Below are 19,504 nucleotides of genomic sequence, written 5' to 3'. Positions count from 1 at the left end.
ACCATCGCCAGACAATTTTTAGTAATGCGTTCAGGGGCCAATCCACTCAACGATGCAAGAGCTTTAGCTTGCTCTGACTTCTTGCAGAATCAGAATGTAACGAAGCTGATGCAAAAGCTTAGTCAAGCAACCGATGCATTACTCCTTCACCTGTGGAATGAGTCTGGTCTTCATCACGATGCAGCCTTACTAGCCGTGGGTGGCTATGGGCGAGGAGAACTCTTTCCCCACTCTGATATTGATATCTTGGTCTTACTAGATGATCAAACGAATTCACACGATCAACATGTGTCTAGCAATATTGAGAAATTTATTGCTCGTTGCTGGGACTCCGGCTTAGAAATCGGTTCGGCGGTTCGATCCCTATCCGAGTGCTTATCCGAAGCTGCTGGTGACATTACGGTTCGCACCTCTGTTTTGGAAGCGCGCCTGATTGGCGGTAACCGTGGTCTCTTCAAACACTTCAAGCACAATTTAGATGAGGCCATGGATCCCAAAGCCTTTTTTCAGGCAAAGCTCTTAGAGCTTCAGCAACGACACTACAAGTATCAAGAGACCCCATACTCACTAGAACCCAACTGCAAAGAGAGCCCAGGCGGTTTGCGTGATTTGCAAATAATCTTGTGGGTGAGTAAAGCGGCTGGGCTTGGTAATAGTTTTGCGGACCTACATAAAAAAGGGTTGATTACCGCCCGAGAACTCAAAGAGCTTAATCGCAATCAAAAACTCTTGCAAACGATTCGGGCCAACCTGCATCTCTTAGCAAAACGGCGGCAAGATGTCTTGGTATTTGATTTACAGGCGGCCCTTGCCAAACAATTTGGTATTCAACAAGAGTCCACTCGTCTAGCCAGCGAGGAACTGATGCGGCAATATTATTGGGCGGCGAAGGCTGTTAGCCAGCTCAATACCATTTTGGTACAAAACATTGAGGCCTTACTGTTTCCAAAAGAAGCGCGTACGACACACCCCATCCCCGGACTTGGTAACGAGATGTTTATCGAGAGGCAGGGCTTATTGGATATTGTGGATTCAGACCTCTATCAAAAACATCCTGAAGCAATTTTGCAAACCTTTTTGGTCTTTGCAAAAAATCCAGCCATCAATGGCCTATCCGCCACTGTATTTAGATCTCTATACAACGCTCGCCAATTAATGGATGCCTCATGGCGCAAGGATCCCAGAAACCGTATCGCATTCATGGATCTACTCAAACTGCCAGACGGCGTGACCACTGCATTTCGTTTAATGAACCAGACCAGTGTGCTGGGTCGCTATCTACCCGCATTTCGACGAATCGTCGGGCAAATGCAACACGATCTTTTTCATGTCTACACTGTTGACCAGCATATCCTGATGGTGTTGCGCAATGTTAGGCGCTTCATGATTATTGAGCACACCCATGAGTTCCCAGTTTGTAGCAAATTAATTGCCAGCTTTGAAAAGAGTTGGATCATTGTCTTGGCAGCTCTCTTTCATGATATTGCTAAAGGACGTGGTGGCGATCATTCTGAGCTTGGGAAACGAGATTCACGGGCCTTTGCAAAGGATCATGGGCTCTCTGCCGATGAGACTGAACTCTTAGTATGGTTAGTGGCAGAACATTTAACCATGAGTCAAATTGCCCAAAAACAAGATATTACTGATCCCGAAGTCATTACTGCCTTTGCAAAACGCATGCGAGATGAGCGTCATCTGACCGCCCTCTATCTACTCACTGTTGCTGATATACGGGGGACCAGTCCTAAGGTTTGGAATGCTTGGAAGGGGAAATTATTAGAGGATCTGTATCGCGCTACTTTACGAGTCCTGGGGGGTGCCAAACCAGACCCATCCTCGGAGTTGATCCAGAATCAAGAAGAGGCTTATCGTCAGCTGCGATTATTTGGCATTGAGGACAGCGCTTGCAATGAGTTATGGCAGCAACTAGATGTTGCATTCTTTTTAAGGCAAGAAGCGGGTGACATTGCTTGGCTCACACGCCACCTCTTTAATCGAGTTCATGCGGATGAAGCGATTGTGCGTGGACGCCTCTCTCCCGCTGGCGACGGCTTACAAATTGCCGTGTATGTGAGAGACCAAGCTGATTTGTTTGCTCGGATTTGCGCCTATTTTGAGCGACATCATTTCTCAATTTGGGATGCCAGAATCCATACAACTAAACATGGATACGCCTTAGATACCTTCCAGATCTCTGGGAGTCATTTGATCGAGGAAGGTGGCAGCTATCGCGATCTAATTCAGCTAGTTGAGTATGAACTCGCAGAATCGATTCAGAAATCAGCGCCCCTACCGGAGCCTAGTATTGGTCGTCTCTCCCGTCAATCCAAAAGCTTCCCGATTCAGGCAAGAGTTAGCTTACAGCCCGATGAACGCAATCAATACTTCGCCCTCACCCTCTCTGCATCAGATCGCTCCGGCCTCTTATATGCAGTCGCTAAGGCTTTAGCAAAACATCGTGTTTCGTTACACACCGCCCGCATTAATACCCTAGGTGAGCGAGTAGAAGACATTATGTTGCTAGATGGCACCAACTTGAGCAAGAACCCTAAGTTACAAATTCAGCTTGAAACAGAGTTGCTAGAAGTCTTAGCGGCCTAAGAGCTTCATTAAAGCATCTTCATCAAGAACTGAGATGCCCAGCTCAGTTGCTTTCTCGAGCTTGCTGCCTGCATCGGTTCCAGCAACAACGTATGAGGTTTTTTGAGATACCGAACCTGCTACTTTAGCTCCCGCTGCTTCAAGCAGAGCCTTTGCTTGGTCGCGCGACATCGTTGGTAATGTACCAGTTAGTACAAAGGTCTTGCCACTCAAATCAACACCAGCAATCCGCTCTTCTACCTGAAACTCAATCCCTGATGCTAGCAATTGCTCAATTACCTCTCGGTTATGGCTCTCCGACATAAAGCTAATGATGGAATTGGCTACTACAGGACCTACATCATTGACTGTAAGAAGATCATCCAGTTGCGCATCCATCAAAGCATGCATATTGCCAAAGTGCTTGGCCAAGTCTTTCGCTGTACTTTCTCCTACATGGCGAATGCCAAGACCAAAGATAAAGCGCGGCAGGCTTGTAGACTTTGATTGTGTGATCGATTGAATTAGATTGTCAGCCGACTTATCACCCATCCGCTCTAAGTTAGCTAGAGCAGAAAAACCTAAGCGATAAAGATCAGCAGGGGTTCGAACTAAGTTGAGATCAACCAACTGATCCACAATTTTGTCACCAAGACCCTCAATGTCCATGGCGCGACGATGCGCAAAATGGAGTAAAGCTTGCTTGCGTTGGGCAGCACAAAATAGACCACCACTACACCTTGCTACTGCTTCATCAACCAAACGTTCGATATGAGAATCGCAAATTGGGCATTGGCTAGGTATCTCAAAGGGCTTAGCATTCTTTGGCCTGCGATCGAGTACGACAGAAACTACCTCAGGGATCACATCACCGGCTCTGCGGACAACAACCGTATCGCCTACCCGTACGTCCTTACGACGGACCTCATCCTCATTGTGAAGTGTGGCATTCGTTACGGTAACGCCGCCGACTATGACTGGTGATAAACGGGCAACTGGGGTAATAGCACCGGTTCGCCCAACCTGGACATTGATATCCAATACGGTCGTGATTTCTTCTTGAGCGGGATATTTATGTGCTATGGCAAAACGTGGCGCACGTGAGACAAACCCCAAGGTGTTTTGCTGTTTAAACAAATTGACCTTATAGACGACGCCATCAATTTCATAGGGCAATTGATTACGCTTTGCTCCAATCTCTTGATAGAACTGCTGAAGTCCCTCTACGGAACTTACAACACGACGTTCATGACAAACTGGCAGACCAAGTTCCAGATATAAGTCGAGTAGTTGACTATGACTTTTAGGAAGCCAGTTCGCAGGCTCTAGTGCGCCCAATCCATAGGCAAAGAAACTTAGGGGTCGCTTCGCAGTGATCTTCGAGTCGAGTTGACGCAAGCTTCCAGCAGCGGCATTTCTAGGATTCGCAAATTCTTTTTCTCCTAGGGTTGCAGCATGTTTATTCATCCGCTCAAAATCTTTACGGTGCATAAAGACTTCACCACGCACTTCCAGCACATCCGGAATTTTTTTTCCAGTCAAGCGCAAAGGGATGGAGTGAATTGTGCGGATATTAGCTGTGACATCCTCGCCACTTGCACCATCGCCCCGAGTAGCCGCTTGGATCAATACTCCACCTTCATAACGCAAAGAGATTGCGAGGCCATCAAACTTGAGTTCGCAAGCGTACTCCACCGTCTCAAGCCCCAATCCCTCGCGGCAGCGACGATCAAAACTGACTAACTCTGACTCCTCAAACGCATTATTTAATGAGAGCATGGGTACAGCATGCTTAACCTCATTAAATACCTTAAGAGGAGTACCGCCGACGCGCTGTGATAAAGAATCTGCTGTTATCCAATCTGGATGGTTTTGCTCTAGGTCTAGAAGCTCTCGATACAAGCGATCGTATTCTGCATCGGGTACCAAGGGTTGATCAAGCACATAATAAGCATGCTCCAGACGCGCAAGCTCTGTCTGTAAATAACAATAACGATCCGCTTCTGAGGATCTACCTTTACTCAATTGCTATCCTAACTAAATAATCGAATGGCAGTAGCTGATCCAGCAGCAATGCCAGATTTTTCTAACTGGGCATACAGGACATCAAGCTGCTTCCGAATCACATTCACAGAGCCTTCGGTGAGATTAACGCCGTTATCGTCCACTAGACGCCCTTGCAACGCTTCTGCAATATCAGCCGCTTCATTCAGCATTCGATCGAATGGTTGTAATACGGCAGAAACGACCGGGACCTCGAGCAAAAGAGTGATCTGGCTAATGGGTGAGTGATGATCCAATTGTGCCGTACGAAATACTGTCTTACCTTGAATGGGATATTCAAGTGATGTGCCATCATTACTTCGTTTAAAGCCCCGTTGGGTGAGTACCGAATCCAAATGAGGCCAAGACCATGCTTGCTGATCAAACACGATATTGATGCCTAAGAGAACATCACTTTGTGCAGCAAGTGCATCCAACTCCTTGGAGCTATCGAGCATCGTACCTACTGCTGGCATATCGATCTGAGCATCCAAAGTCTCTGCGAGGGCTTGCACCCGAGAGCAAAAATCGGATAACTCAAGGACCCCAATAGGGCCTCGACGACTGGCTAACTGCACTGCTAATTGAATCTCCGCATATAAGCGATTGGCATCTAGGACTCCCCAAACACCCTCACCAGAATTTGTGGGGACTAGGCCATCAGCCATCCAAGGTATTTGTAGGTCAGACCACTCCCTAAGAGCTTCTAAGATCTCGATCCCTGAAATGGGCTCTGGAAAACGCAGGGCAATCACACAATCAATGCGTGGGTCGATTGCTTGCACCAATGGAGTTTGGTAGAGATTAGGAGAAACAACAATTGGCTCTTCAACAATGGGTTCTGCAGGCTCAGAGGATGGTTCTATTCGTAAATCTTCGTCACCTTTTCGACTCTTGGCATTACGAATGTTATAAACAATTACCCATACCAAAAAAAGTAGGCCAATAAAACCAAGAGCTAGTTGCAGCTCTGACAAGCCCCATTGGGAAGCAAATTTCTCAAGCGGCATTAAGCCGCCTCCACCATTGATACAGCCGAAGTGATGTCAACTGCAACAATCCGCGAGACACCCTGTTCCTGCATCGTTACTCCAATCAATTGGCTAGCAATTTCCATGGTGATCTTGTTATGCGAGATAAATACAAACTGGGTCTTATCTGACATCCTCGATACCATATCAGCATAGCGCATCGTGTTCGCATCATCTAATGGCGCATCTACCTCATCGAGCAAACAGAATGGGGCTGGGTTCAATAAGAATAGTGAAAATACGAGAGCAATTGCTGTTAAAGCCTTCTCACCGCCAGAGAGTAAATGAATCGTGCTGTTCTTCTTGCCAGGTGGCTGAGCCATCACTTGCACTCCTGCATCCAAGATCTCTTCGCCGGTCATCACCAACTGGGCGTGACCACCACCAAATAGCTCAGGGAAGAGTCGTCCGAAATGGGTGTTCACTTGATCAAAGGTTCCTTGGAGAAGATCTCTGGTCTCTGCATCAATTTTGGCAATCGCATCCGTTAAGGTTTGAATTGCCTCATTTAAGTCAGCAGATTGCGCATCCAAGAAAGATTTACGTTCACGACTACTCGATAACTCATCGAGTGCTGCCATATTGACTGGGCCGAGTGACTGGATCTCGTTATTCAGACGGGTTACCTCTCCCTGCAGACTACTGGCTCGTAGATCTGGGCTATAGCGCTCTGCTAAAGCCTGTAGATCTGCCTCATCATCGTTTAATAAGGTGGTGAACTGCTCATAGCTTAGGCGTGCAGCTTGCTCACGTAATTGCAGATCAACTACGCGATCGCGCATGGGCTGCAAGGTTTGCTCCAAAAATAGACGGGCTTCATCTGCCTCGCGTAACTGATGCTGCATTGCCTCTTGCTCGGTCCGTGCTTTAGCAAGAGCGGCTTCTCGCTCGGAGCGAGTAACCAGTAATGACTGTAATTTAGTTTGTGCCGCCTCATCGCTTAAGCCTTTAAGTTCTACTTGGCTTGCATCAAAGCGATCCTGCAGTTCCATGATCTGGGTTCTGGCGGTGGATTGATCACGCTGTAAATCATTAATCTTTTGTTGCAATGAGCGCGTATTAAATGCAGCCTCTTGAGCGGTCATCTCGGCTTGACGGAGTGACTCTCTTAAAGTCTCACGGGCTGACTCTGCTTGCTCCAGATTTTGTTGCGCCGAACTAAGGCCATTTTGGAGACCGGTCTTCTCCGACTCGGAGTTGGTCAGTTGTGTATTAATTTGCGCATTGGCATCTTGAACCTGCGTTAACTGTTGCGCAATTTCTTCAAGCTCGCTATCAATCTGTGCAGCACGTGTACTGTACTGTTCTTGCGCTTGCAGTAACTGCATCTTCTCTACTTCGAAACTGTGCGCCTCTTGTACCGACTGATCGGCCGCAACCCGTGCCTGCTCCGCCGCTTGTTGAGCAGCTTGATAGTTCGCGTTCGCCTGCTCGAGCTCACTTTGAACCTCACTTTGGATCAGCTGTTGAGCCTTGAGTTGTTTCTCAAGACTTTCCATCTCTTGAGCCCTTGCCAACATTCCTGCTTGCTCAGAGTCTGGTGCATACAACTGCACGCCCACTCGGGTCATCATATGACCCTCTTGGGTCACCAGAGCGGATCCCTTAGTTAGTTGTGAACGACGGCGAAGTGCATCCTCTAAATTATCAGCAATATAGATATTGCTGAGCCATTCTTGAAGAACGCCTGCGGTTGTTCCACTCGCCTGCACGCGGGATAAAAGAGTAATAAAACCAGCCGGCACCTTAGAGTCCGATTGGTCTGTGCCATCGGTTAATAAAATAGCTAAGCGACTAGGAGGTGCATCCTTAGCAAGACTGAGAGTCTCATTAATGCTCTTACCAGTTAATGCCGCTAAACGCTCTCGCAATACAGACTCAAGGGCGGGCTCCCAGCCTTTTTCTACTTTGAGCTCTTGCCATAGCCGTTTACTTTCTTTCAGGCCTTTACTCTCCAACCAAGGACCGATCTTGCCTTGGGCCTGCACACTGGCTTGCAAAGCGGTCAAGGCAGTTAACTTTGCCTCGCTTTGATGTACGTCTTGATTGGCTTTTTGGATTTGCTCTAAGGCTTTTTGACGAATAGCATCCGTCGCAGGAACATGCTCTTGGGTCTGACTGACCTTTAATTTTGCGTCTTCTGCCTTACGTTGCGCCATGATGTGGCGATCGGTAGCCATTTGGAGTGCCTGATCATCTGGCTTGCGCATACCTGCTAACTCATCCCGCAGACGACTTGCACGACCACTCACTTCCTCAGTTTGTGATTCGCCCGCTTTATAGCGCTCTTGCAAACTAACAATGCGTTGCTCCATGCCAGAGAGCACAGAGCGTGCTTGGTCCAGAGCATTACTAGCCGATTGATAGGCCTGATCTTGAACGGGTAAACGTTGCTGTAATTGCACAAACTCTGCCTGCAAGCTTGTCTCATTCTCACTCGCTTGACGGAACTCTTGTTCAGCCTGACGCTGGGCTTGTGCCGCATCTTTCTCTTGAGTGGTCCAACGATCGAGTTGAGCTTGCAAATCAGCGGCCTGCTCTTGTAAACGCTGGCGCGACTCATGCACGTATTTAATTTCAGATTCGATCTGACTCACTTCTGCATTGGTCTCATAGAGATCACCTTGAGCCTTAGAGACCACGTCTTGCAGAGCATATTGCTGAGTGCGCATGGTCTCTAGTTCAGATTCTGCATGGCGCAGTTTCGAGGTTTCTTCTTCTAACTTGACTTGGGTCTCACGGATTGCATTTGCATGCTTCTCTTGCTCCTTACCAGACTCAGTTTGTTTTACAAACCATAGCAGGTGTTGTTGCGACTTCATTTGCGCTAATAGCTCATTGTGACGGCTAGCAACCTCGGCCTGCGCCTCAAGGCGAGCAAGTTGTTGCTCTAGCTCCCGCAAGATATCTTGAACACGCACCAAGTTTTCTTGAGTATCTTCTAGACGAGATGCGGTTTCTTTGCGTCGCTCTTTATACTTGGATACACCAGCCGCTTCTTCTAAAAAGACTCGCAGTTCTTCCGGCTTGGACTCCAAGATTCGGGAAATCGTTCCCTGTCCAATAATGGCATAAGCACGCGGGCCAAGACCAGTACCCAAGAAAATATCTTGCACGTCCTTACGACGCACTACCTGATTATTGATGTAATAGCTGGAGTTGCCATCACGCGTTAAGACACGCTTTACAGATAACTCTGTGAAGCTTGACCATTGCCCATGCGCACGACCATCGGCATTATCAAAAATGAGCTCCACACTGGCGCGGCCAGAGGGTTTACGTAAACCCGAGCCATTAAAAATAACGTCTTGCATCGACTCACCGCGTAACTCGCTGGCACGCGACTCACCCAGCACCCACCGAACCGCATCAATAATGTTGGACTTACCGCAACCATTTGGGCCCACAACCCCAATTAACTGGCCAGGTAACTCAAAATGGGTAGGATCAACAAAGGATTTAAAGCCAGATAATTTAATAGATTTAAGTTGCACGGAGGTTCTTCTTGGGGGACAAAATCAGGGGTTTTAGGATTAAAAAGTTCTCAGAGGAGATGATAACAATCCTGCGGGCAACTAACCCTTTAGTACAACCCCCAATATAATAAAAGACTCATGATTTAAACCATGTATTTTCTAAAAATCCTTATCAATCCTATAGTTATCCACACCCTATGAGTCAAGCCCTACAAACCACCATCGATCAGGCCTGGGAAAACCGCGCCAATCTCTCTCCTAGCTCCGCTCCTGCCGATATTAGACAGGCGGTCAATGCAGTCTTAGAAGGCCTCAATAATGGCACCATCCGTGTTGCCGAGCGGCGAAGTGTGGGTAAGTGGGATGTTAATCAATGGGTTAAAAAAGCAGTTTTACTGTCCTTTCGTCTTGAAGATAACCAAACAATGTCAGCAGGTGGTTTCACTCAGTTCTATGACAAAGTCCCCAGCAAGTTTGCGAACTACACCCCGGAAGACTTTGCCAAAGGTGGCTTTCGTGTCGTCCCCCCAGCATTTGCCCGCAGAGGTTCTTATGTGGCCAAGAATGTGGTCCTAATGCCCTCTTACGTCAACATTGGCGCTTATGTCGATGAAGGCAGCATGGTTGATACCTGGGCTACTGTAGGATCGTGCGCTCAAATTGGTAAGAACGTTCACCTCTCAGGTGGAGTTGGGATTGGTGGGGTCTTAGAACCCATTCAGGCAGGTCCGGTGATTATTGAAGACAACTGCTTTATTGGCGCACGCTCCGAAGTGGTCGAAGGTGTTGTCATTGAAGAAAACAGCGTGCTCTCAATGGGTGTCTATATTGGTCAAAGCACCAAGATCTATGACCGCGAGACCGGTGAGGTTCACTATGGCCGAGTGCCCGCAGGCTCCGTGGTGGTCCCTGGCTCAATCCCTGCCAGTAACGGCAAGTACAGTTTGTATGCTGCTGTGATCGTGAAAAAGGTTGATGCGCAAACACGTGCTAAGACTGCGATTAATGAACTCTTGCGCGATTAAGCTACCGCGATTAAGCCATGCAAAGCGCCCTTGAGCTAACAAAAGAACTAATTGCCTGCCGTTCGGTAACACCTGCCGATGGTGGTTGCCAAGAGCTGATTGCAAAGCGTCTGGCTGCCATTGGTTTTGAAACCGAGACTATTGTGAGCGGGCCGGCTGATTTTCAGGTGACTAATTTATGGGCTATCAAACGGGGTGCTGACCCCAAAGGTAAGGTGCTTGCTTTTGCAGGTCATACCGATGTGGTGCCAACTGGACCCCTAGAAAAATGGACCACCGACCCCTTTATGCCCAGTGAGCGCGATGACCATTTGTATGGTCGCGGTGCAGCCGATATGAAAACGTCTCTGGCTGGCTTTGTTGTTGCTAGCGAAGAATTTGTGAAGCAATACCCCAATCACCAAGGCTCGATTGCGTTTTTAATTACTAGTGATGAAGAAGGTCCTGCCAATGATGGTACTGTGATCGTGTGCGATCTTCTCAAAAAAAGAGGGCAAAAACTCGACTACTGTGTGATTGGAGAACCCACCTCCGTCAATCAATTGGGTGACATGATTAAAAATGGCCGCCGCGGTTCTCTTTCCGGAAAATTAAAGGTCAAGGGCATACAAGCCCATATTGCCTATCCTCATCTAGGTCGCAATCCCATTCATGAGCTTGCCCCTGCGCTTAGCAAACTAGTTACCAAAGAGTGGGATCGTGGCAACCTGTATTTTCAGCCAACCAGTTTTCAGATCTCTAATGTTCATGCGGGCACGGGTGCTAACAATGTCATACCAGGTGAACTCACGCTTGACTTCAATTTCCGTTTCTCCACCGAAAGCAAACCAGAACAGCTCAAAGGCGGGCTTGAGAGTATCTTAAGAGATGCAGGTTTGGAGTTTGAGATTACTTGGACATTAGGGGGTGAGCCTTTCTTAACAGGCGATGGCGCTCTAGCAGGTGCCATGCGTGAGGCCATCATGGCTGAAACGAATGTGAGCGCTGAGCTCTCGACCACAGGTGGCACAAGCGATGGGCGCTTTATTGCCAAAATCTGTTCTGAGCTTGTCGAATTTGGGCCCATCAATGCGACGAGTCATAAAATTGATGAGCGTGTTGCGCTTAATTCGATTGAGCCGCTTAAGAATATCTATCGTCGCACTCTCGAAAAACTTATTGCCTGATCACAACTTACTGACCCTCGGTTAGTGTGAGCTCTATGGATCCCTCCCCCAACCCGTTCAATCCATCTGTATTAACCGTGGAGGACTGTTGTACAAAAATTACTCAATTACTAGAGTCCGCTCATTTGCACTATGGCCATGGCGCTAACAATGCGCAAAGTGAAGCGCTCTGGATCGTCAGTAAACAATTGGGTATTTCTCCAACCGAGGCACTGGATCTTGGCGATAAACCCCTTTCTACGAAGATGACTCAAGATGCCATCAACATTGCACAACAACGAATTAGTCGTCGTGAGCCATTGGCATATCTGCTTGGCGAAGCATGGCTCATGGGCATACCATTTGACTGCACCCCACAAAGCATCATTCCGCGTTCCTTTATTGCAGAGCTTATTGTCCATGGCGAACTAGATCCTTGGTTACCAGCCGATGGCAAGGTTCTGGATTTATGCACTGGTAATGGCTCATTAGCTATCTTGACCGCACTTCACTATCCCGATTTGCACATCACAGCAAGCGATCTTTCTTTGCCAGCGCTCGCTTTAGCAGCGCGTAATGTTGAGCGTCACCATGTGAACAATCAGATTGATGTTTTCCATGGAGATTTATGGAATGCACTGCCAGATACCGAGGAGGACCATCGTTTTGATCTCATCATTTGCAATCCCCCTTACGTCAATGAAGCCTCTATGCGCGCCCTCCCCCCAGAATATCAAGCCGAGCCTAGGGAAGCTCTGGCAGGCGGTCTTAATGGCATGGATATCATCACGAGAATTATTGCGGGCGCCGCCGATTACTTAAATGAACGCGGGGCGCTTGTTATGGAAATTGGTAACGAGTATGAATACTTCCATCAGGCATTTCCGCACATACCAGCGATTTGGCTGGAAGTATCGGCTGGTGATCAACAAGTCTGCATCATTTTGGCAGAGGATCTTCAGAAATAGATCTTGTTAACTCAGATCATTCGCAGCACGAATAGCTTCATCAATGCGCTCAACCGCAATCACTTGTAAATTGGCAATCTTTGTCTTGGGTAAGTTTGCCTTGGGAATAATAGCGACCGAAAATCCCAACTTGGCAGCTTCTTTGAGGCGCTCTTGACCGCGGGGACATGGTCGAATCTCACCGGCGAGTCCCACCTCACCAAAAACCGCTAAGCTTTTTGGCAAAGCCCGATTACGGATCGACGAGGCGATTGCCAAGAGAACAGCGAGGTCTGCAGCGGGCTCACTAATCTTGACGCCTCCCACCGCATTTAAAAACACATCTTGATCAAAACAGGCAATACCGGCATGACGATGCAAGACCGCTAACAACATCGCAAGACGTGCCTGCTCCAAGCCCACTGCCAAGCGCCGTGGATTGGGGATATGCGCCGTATCCACCAAAGCCTGAATCTCTACTAATAAGGGACGACTACCCTCTTGGGTCACTAGTACACAAGAGCCCGGAACGGTTTCTGGATGTTGGGACAAAAATAATGCCGATGGATTATTAACACCCTTCAGACCGCGCTCGGTCATCGCAAAGACACCTAACTCATTAACCGCACCAAAGCGGTTTTTGATAGACCGTACTAAGCGAAACGAGGAATGGGTATCACCCTCAAAATACAAAACAGTATCAACAATATGCTCCAGCACCCTGGGGCCTGCTAGATGCCCATCTTTGGTCACATGGCCAACTAACAAAACACAGATACCACTCGATTTAGCCAAGCGCGTGAGCTGTGCTGCGCACTCCCGAACCTGCGCAACCGATCCGGGTGCCGATGAAAACGCTTCTGAATACAGAGTTTGAATCGAATCCACTACCAAGACTTGGGGCTGTGCAGCTTCCACAGAAAGTAACAATTTCTCTAATTGGATCTCCGCAAGCACTTCAAGCGAAGGCGAATCCAACACAATGCGCTTTGCGCGCAATGCAATTTGGGCAGCAGATTCCTCACCGCTGCTATAGAGCACATCGACTCCTTTTGCGCTCAGCTCTGCTAGGGCTTGTAGCAGCAAGGTAGACTTGCCAATACCGGGGTCGCCTCCCAAAAGAACAACTCCACCAGGCACTAAACCGCCACCTAAAACACGATCAAGCTCTTCAATACCGGTTGGTAAACGTGGAGAATCCTCAGCATTAATGCTCACTAATTTTTGCCGCGGTATGGAGTTGGTAAGCCCTTGGAAACGATTACCTGATGATGTCTCGGAAAGCGATTCTTCTAAGGTATTCCAAGCCTGGCAAGCGGGACACTGCCCTTGCCATTTGGGTGAACTGCCACCACAGGCTTGGCAGACATAGAGAGTTTTAGTCTTAGCCACAGATCTAATCTAACTTCACACCAGATTTATTCTCTTGGGCGCGGCGTGGGGCATCTTTACGGCGTTCCTCAAGATCCGCAGCACGTGCGGCAGCCTCTTTTTGTTTCTGTTGGAATGCTTTCTCGTTATCAGCACGTTCTTGGGCACGCTTTGGATCGGAGCGCTCAGCGGCACGCTCAGCATCTCGCTGAGTTTTAATTCGGTCCCGAAGAATGCGTTGATTATCATTGAGTAAAACCTCTTGGGCGCGAATCGGGTCAATTTCACGACGATATTTAGCGCGCGCATCTTGCAGGCACGAGTTCACAAAAAACTTGGCATAACACTCAGAGTTTGTTTTCTTCCAACGATAGTCAGCCCATTCTCGTTGGAGAGTGAGCTCTTCCTCAATCTGATTTAAACGTTCAAGCTCCAATTGATCATTGGTGGCAGCATGGCTAAGTGTAGAAAAAAGTACCCATGGCGCTAGTAATGCAAGAGAAAAATACTTGATCAATTTCAAATCTCAACTTTGGCACCAAGCTCTACTAAGCGATTGGCTGGAATGTTATAAAAATCAGATGGCTTTGCTGCGTTTTGCATCATGGTGGCAAATAAACGCTCACGCCACACGGCCATTCCTGGAGATTTTGCAGGAGTAATCGCATCGCGTGCCAAGAAGAAGGTGGTATCCATCAGATCAAATGGAAGATTGTATTGTTTGCTAATTAGCTCAATCACTTTATTGATATCAGGGGTCTCTTTAAAACCATGGACATAGCGCACCACATACACATTGCCACCCAAATCGTTTAAGGACAAACGCTCATCGTCCCGTACAAAAGGAACATCCCAGGTGCTGAGCTTTAAAAAGAAAATCCGCTGATGCATCACATGATTGTGTTTGAGATTATGGAGCATCGCTGCTGGTACGAAATCAATGTGCGGTGTTAAGAACACGGCAGTACCCTCTACCCGATGGGGTGGATGTTGCAGAAGATTTTTAATAAACATCTCCAGCGGGATTGACTCTTTAATCAATTTATCTCTGAGTAATTGCCGACCGCGATACCAGGTAATGATGCAAGTAAATATCAAGAGTCCGAGCGCTAATGGATACCAACCACCATCTTTAATCTTAATGAGGGTTGCAGTCCAAAACGCGAGATCAATCACAAAGAAGCTAATAATTAAAAACCCAATGATGAATGGATTGATATGCCACTCACGGCGCATCACGATACTTAATAGAATGGTGGTAATCAACATGGTGGAGCTCACCGATATTCCATACGCGGCGGCTAGGTTGACCGATTCACCAAATTCCATGACGGTCACAATCACCATAATTAAGAGTGCCCAATTAACAGCGGGAATATAAATCTGACCACGCTCAGAATCCGAGGTGTGCAAAATATTCATGCGGGGCATAAAGCCAAGCAAGATGCCTTGGTTCACGAGCGAGAATGCGCCGGAGATCACCGCCTGGGATGCGATTACGGTTGCGGCAGTAGCCAAAGCAACTACTGGCCACAAAGCCCATTCCGGTACCATTAAATAAAAAGGGTTTGCAGCAGCTGCGGGGTTCGCAATTAAGACTGCACCTTGGCCCAAGTAATTAATCAGTAAGCAAGGCAAGACGATAAGAAGCCATGCATAGCGCACTGGATTGCGCCCAAAATGACCCATATCCAGATAAAGAGCTTCTACCCCGGTGACTACAAGCACTACCGCACCCATCACGATGTATGCCGTTAGCGGGTAATCGATCACAAAATTAATTGCGTAGAGCGGATTAAATGCGTAAATAATTTCTGGGGCTTTACCAATATTCATGAGACCCAAAATGGCCAAGGTAATAAACCAAACAAAGGTGATGGGTCCAAACCACTTACCGACGGCTGCAGTCCCGTATTTTTGAATCACAAATAACGCGATCAAAATAATGACTGATATTGGAATCACCGCATTAGCCAATTGCGGGGTGGCAATCGAAATACCTTCCACCGCTGAGAGTACCGAAATTGCCGGGGTGATAACCGACTCGCCAAGCAACATACAAGCACCCAACATCCCTAAGACCATAATCACAAAATATTGCCGAGTGCCACTCTTAATTGAGCGCAGGGCAAGCGCCATAAGAGAAAGTACTCCACCCTCACCTTTATTGTCGGCACGCATCACAAAAAAGACGTACTTAAAGGTCACCACAATAAAGAGTGCCCAAATCATCATGGAGATGACCCCATAGAGCGCCTCGACCGAGAATGGAATGCCATGCTTGGGATCAAAACATTCTTTTAATGCGTAGAGTGGGCTCGTACCAATGTCACCAAAGACCACGCCAATAGCGGCCAACATTACTGCGGGTAGACTTTTTTTGGTGTGGTGATCAGGGCCGTGAATATCAACGGGCTTTAGAAGCGATGAATTGGAATACTCTGGATTACTAATTGTCATTGGATAGATGCAAAGAAGTGACCAAAGACCATATGATACGCCCGTAAGGGCCTGCTATCTAGAGCTTTGCTCGACATTGGGGCATAAAAATGCTAGAATCTAAGGCTCAGACGCGGGGTGGAGCAGTCTGGCAGCTCGTCGGGCTCATAACCCGAAGGTCATAGGTTCAAATCCTATCCCCGCAACCAAACATCTAAAGGGTTTGATCGCACTGTGCGTCAAACCCTTTTTTTATTTTGGCAATGGATCGCCCTGCTGTTTTTAAAACATAAGAGCAAGCACAAAGAACTTGGGAGCAGACCACCCCAAGCATTGCGCTTGGGGGTGGTTTATCGGCAACTTTAATTGTTAAAGAAAATTGCATGACACGCAAAACTGCATGCCATATGCTACAAATTACATCAGACCAAAATCAGGAAGTGCTTGATTAATCTGGAGAATCTGGCATTTCGTTTTTTCCAACGACCACTTTCGGAATCTCATGGGGGAGCACGATATTCTCAAAGGTATTCGGCGGCGTCACCTGTAAGCGTCGGTGGGCCATGAGTACATACTCGTCTTGCAACTTACGTATCCAAACGTTATATCTAAACGCAGCTCGCTATTCGGTTAGTAGTTGGCCCCAGCGAGGCAATGCCACACTGGCATTTTGGATAACCGCATCCGCGAGATCGCGCTCGGCAATACCCCGAAGACCAGCTAAGACTTGAGCGATGCGGGGCAAATAAGCAGGCTCATTACGACGCACCGGCTCATCTTTTAACCAGGCCGGTGGAATGTCAGGCGAATCGGTCTCCGTCACAATCGCCTCGAGCGGCAGTTCTTTTAAGAGACGCCTGATTTGTAAAGCGCGCTCATAGGTCGCCGCACCCCCAAAGCCTAATTTAAATCCTAGGTCGATAAATTGTTCCGCTTGCTGATGACTTCCATTAAACGCATGGGCAATGCCACCGGATAAAGAGCGTTGACGTAAGGCTTTTAAAATCATGTCTTGGGAGCGACGCACATGCAGGATCACGGGCAGGTTCTTTTTCTGAGCAAGATCTAATTGCGCATCAAAAAAGAATGCCTGTCGATGCGGATCTAAATCGGGTACAAAATAATCCAGGCCAATCTCACCAATACCCACAAAATGCGGATCATCAAGAGCCTCTGTCACCGCTTGATCTAAGGTCTTTAAATCCTCTTCTTTAGCCCGATCGGTATAAAGGGGATGAATACCCAAGGTATAGACTAAATACGGAATGCGATCTTTGTAGGTATGTACCAACTCTTTAACCGCTACAAAATCATTCGCTTGCACCGAAGGTAATAGTATTCCCCGAACACCGGCAGCGCGCGCATTCTCAATAATTTGCCCTAAATCAGTTAAAAACTCAGGGGCGTCTAGGTGGCAATGTGTATCAAGCCACATGCTTTTACAAACCACTAAATGGCTTTAGAACACCGCGCTCTAGATGCAAAATACGATCACACCGCTTAGCACGAATCGGGTCGTGGGTCACAATCAAAAATGCTGTACCTTGTTGGCGGGCAATCTCAAGCATTAAATCAAAGACACGGTCGGCGGTCTCGGTATCTAAATTACCGGTAGGCTCATCGGCTAAGACACAATCGGGTTTGCCTACCAAGGCTCTAGCTACAGCAACGCGTTGACGCTCGCCACCCGATAACTCGGCTGGGGTATGCATTAAACGTTGACTAAGCCCCACCGCTTCAAGAAGTATTTTTGCTTGCGCATGGGACTCGCCCTGATCCAAACCTCGAATACGAAGCGGCAGAGCAACGTTCTCGATCGCAGTCAACTCATCGAGTAGATGATGAAACTGATACACAAAGCCTAGGTGATGATTGCGTAATTGATCGAGTTCTTTGGGACTTAGGCGATTAATCACCTGGCCACCCATTTGCACCTCACCAGAGGTGGCAGTATCCAATCCGCCTAGCAAATGCAATAAGGTGCTCTTGCCTGATCCCGAGGAGCCCACAATCGCCACTTTCTCAGCGCAATCTAACTCCAGATCAACAGACTTTAGGACCTCTACTGCGGTCGCTCCAGCGCCATAGGTTTTGGCAAGTCCTGTAGCACGTAATACAGGATTAGTGGATTTATTCATAGCGCAAGGCCTCGGCTGGCTTTACCTGAGCCGCTCTTCTACTGGGATAAATAGTAGCGAGAATGGAAAGAACAAAAGCCATCACACCGACTGTGAGTACATCATCAAAACGAACATCGGATGGCAACTGGCTAATGAAATAAATATCACGAGGTAAGAACTGAACCCGAAAGAGAGCTTCAATGAACGGAACAATCACATCAATATTAAGCGCTATTAATAAACCAAATACCACGCCCGATAGACTACCCAATAGTCCAATTGCCAATCCCTGAACTAAAAAGATGCGTTGGACCAAACCAGCACTTGCTCCCATGGTACGTAAGATCGCAATATCAGCTTGTTTATCGGTTACGGTCATCACGAGAGTGGAAACAAGATTAAAGGCAGCGACCGCGATGATCAAGGTCAGAATAATGAACATCATTTTTTTTTCGGTCTGAACTGCTGCAAACCAATTGCGATTGGAGCGCGACCAATCACTCACCCATAATGCTTGAGGTACCACCTGCGCTAATTTCACTGCGATCTCTGGCGCTCTTTGCATATCATCGACCTTCACCCTTAATCCCGTTGGATCGGACATGCGTAACAGTGCGGCGGCATCCCGCCAATGCATGATGGTCAATGTACTGTCGTATTCATAATGACCACTATCAATAATGCCAACGACCTGCAAAGTCCGCATGCGCGGCATCATACCCGCTGGGGTTAAATCGCCTTCGGGTACTAATAGGCTCACTCGATCACCAATGCGCACTCCAAGCGTGCCCGCTAATTGAGCGCCTAGCACCACACCAAATTGGCCCGGCTTTAAATCATTCATCGAGCCCGCCACAAATTGTTTGGGAAGATCAGAGACCTTGCCCTCCAGCTCTGGGGCAACGCCACGAAGAGCGACGCCTCGCATGGACTCGCCACGCGATAAGAGCCCTTGGGAACTCACCATGGGTGCGACGCCAAGAACGTGAGTTTGGCCCGATAGCTTCTCAGATACCGATTCCCAGTTGGCTAAACCAGCAGGTGAAGTGATTTCAATATGAGAAAGTACGGAGAGCATCCGATCACGCACTTCTTTTTGAAAGCCGTTCATCACCGAGAGCACCACAATTAAGGCAGCAACGCCCAAAGCAATCCCCGCCATCGAGATCCCCGATATAAAGGATAAAAAGCCATCACGTTGGCTTACAGCCTTACGGCGTCTAGAGCGCGTGTACTTTAGGCCAATCTCAAGTTCAATCGGAATCTTCCACATACCCACAGTTTAGTGAATCACAAGCCCCTACTGGGCAACTCTCGCAAATGCCAC

At 47.9% G+C, this 19,504-nt stretch carries 13 protein-coding genes and 1 tRNA gene; 5 read left to right on the top strand and 9 right to left on the bottom strand.

Annotation, left to right across the window (positions count from 1 at the left end):
• Positions 1–24: 24 nt before the first annotated feature.
• Positions 25–2,601, top strand: a complete 2,577-nt coding sequence (locus tag NKE59_RS02860; protein ID WP_353439432.1) for a [protein-PII] uridylyltransferase — start codon at positions 25–27, stop codon at positions 2,599–2,601.
• On the opposite strand, the gene ligA is transcribed toward NKE59_RS02860, so the two are convergent.
• The 3 genes from ligA to smc are packed head-to-tail and all read right to left on the bottom strand — an operon-like array spanning position 2,590 to position 9,148.
• Entirely contained in the window at positions 2,590–4,605 is a 2,016-nt protein-coding gene (gene ligA, locus NKE59_RS02855) for an NAD-dependent DNA ligase LigA (RefSeq protein ID WP_353439430.1), read from the bottom strand. The genes NKE59_RS02860 and ligA overlap by 12 nt on opposite strands.
• A gap of 8 nt (positions 4,606–4,613) precedes the next feature.
• Positions 4,614–5,633 (bottom strand): cell division protein ZipA C-terminal FtsZ-binding domain-containing protein, encoded by a 1,020-nt coding sequence (locus tag NKE59_RS02850; RefSeq protein WP_353439428.1) that lies wholly within the window; start codon positions 5,631–5,633, stop codon positions 4,614–4,616.
• Positions 5,633–9,148 carry a chromosome segregation protein SMC gene (gene smc, locus NKE59_RS02845; RefSeq protein ID WP_353439427.1) on the bottom strand — a complete coding sequence of 1,172 codons (3,516 nt, stop codon included), beginning with the start codon at positions 9,146–9,148 and terminating at the stop codon, positions 5,633–5,635. Before smc ends, NKE59_RS02850 begins: the two co-directional genes overlap by 1 nt.
• Before the next feature lie 179 nt (positions 9,149–9,327).
• Here smc and dapD point away from each other — a divergent pair, with 179 nt between their 5' ends.
• The 3 genes from dapD to prmB are packed head-to-tail and all read left to right on the top strand — an operon-like array spanning position 9,328 to position 12,268.
• Entirely contained in the window at positions 9,328–10,155 is an 828-nt protein-coding gene (dapD, locus tag NKE59_RS02840) for a 2,3,4,5-tetrahydropyridine-2,6-dicarboxylate N-succinyltransferase (RefSeq protein ID WP_353439426.1), read from the top strand.
• A gap of 17 nt (positions 10,156–10,172) precedes the next feature.
• Positions 10,173–11,321: a succinyl-diaminopimelate desuccinylase gene (dapE, locus tag NKE59_RS02835; protein ID WP_353439425.1), complete on the top strand. Its 1,149-nt coding sequence runs from the start codon at positions 10,173–10,175 to the stop codon at positions 11,319–11,321.
• A gap of 35 nt (positions 11,322–11,356) precedes the next feature.
• The gene (gene prmB, locus NKE59_RS02830; RefSeq protein ID WP_353439424.1) at positions 11,357–12,268 is read left to right on the top strand and encodes a 50S ribosomal protein L3 N(5)-glutamine methyltransferase; all 912 of its coding nucleotides are present in this window, start codon (positions 11,357–11,359) and stop codon (positions 12,266–12,268) included.
• Between the two features lie 6 nt (positions 12,269–12,274).
• Here the strand turns inward: prmB and radA are convergent, their stop codons facing one another.
• From radA to NKE59_RS02815, 3 genes are read right to left on the bottom strand one after another with little or no spacing between them, the layout of a single operon-like run.
• Complete coding sequence (radA, locus tag NKE59_RS02825) at positions 12,275–13,639, bottom strand: DNA repair protein RadA (protein WP_353439423.1); 1,365 nt, start codon at positions 13,637–13,639, stop codon at positions 12,275–12,277.
• Positions 13,640–13,643: 4 nt separating this feature from the next.
• Positions 13,644–14,141 (bottom strand): hypothetical protein, encoded by a 498-nt coding sequence (locus NKE59_RS02820; RefSeq protein ID WP_353439421.1) that lies wholly within the window; start codon positions 14,139–14,141, stop codon positions 13,644–13,646.
• Positions 14,138–15,979: a potassium transporter Kup gene (locus NKE59_RS02815; RefSeq protein ID WP_353439889.1), complete on the bottom strand. Its 1,842-nt coding sequence runs from the start codon at positions 15,977–15,979 to the stop codon at positions 14,138–14,140. Before NKE59_RS02815 ends, NKE59_RS02820 begins: the two co-directional genes overlap by 4 nt.
• 210 nt (positions 15,980–16,189) lie before the next feature.
• Here NKE59_RS02815 and NKE59_RS02810 point away from each other — a divergent pair.
• Positions 16,190–16,266, top strand: a tRNA-Met gene (locus NKE59_RS02810).
• A 413-nt stretch (positions 16,267–16,679) separates the two neighbouring features.
• Here NKE59_RS02810 and NKE59_RS02805 read toward each other — a convergent pair.
• From NKE59_RS02805 to NKE59_RS02795, 3 genes are read right to left on the bottom strand one after another with little or no spacing between them, the layout of a single operon-like run.
• On the bottom strand, positions 16,680–17,492 hold the full coding sequence (locus NKE59_RS02805) for a TatD family hydrolase (RefSeq protein ID WP_353439419.1): 813 nt from the start codon (positions 17,490–17,492) through the stop codon (positions 16,680–16,682).
• A gap of 4 nt (positions 17,493–17,496) precedes the next feature.
• Entirely contained in the window at positions 17,497–18,195 is a 699-nt protein-coding gene (locus tag NKE59_RS02800) for an ABC transporter ATP-binding protein (protein WP_353439418.1), read from the bottom strand.
• Positions 18,188–19,450, bottom strand: coding sequence for a lipoprotein-releasing ABC transporter permease subunit (locus NKE59_RS02795; RefSeq protein ID WP_353439417.1), 1,263 nt, complete (start codon positions 19,448–19,450; stop codon positions 18,188–18,190). Before NKE59_RS02795 ends, NKE59_RS02800 begins: the two co-directional genes overlap by 8 nt.
• Positions 19,451–19,504 lie beyond the last annotated feature (54 nt).

Origin of the sequence: Polynucleobacter sp. UK-FUSCHL-C3, from assembly GCF_040409815.1 — a bacterium.
Classification (GTDB): Bacteria; Pseudomonadota; Gammaproteobacteria; order Burkholderiales; family Burkholderiaceae; genus Polynucleobacter.
This window is presented reverse-complemented; position numbering and strand designations above follow the sequence as displayed.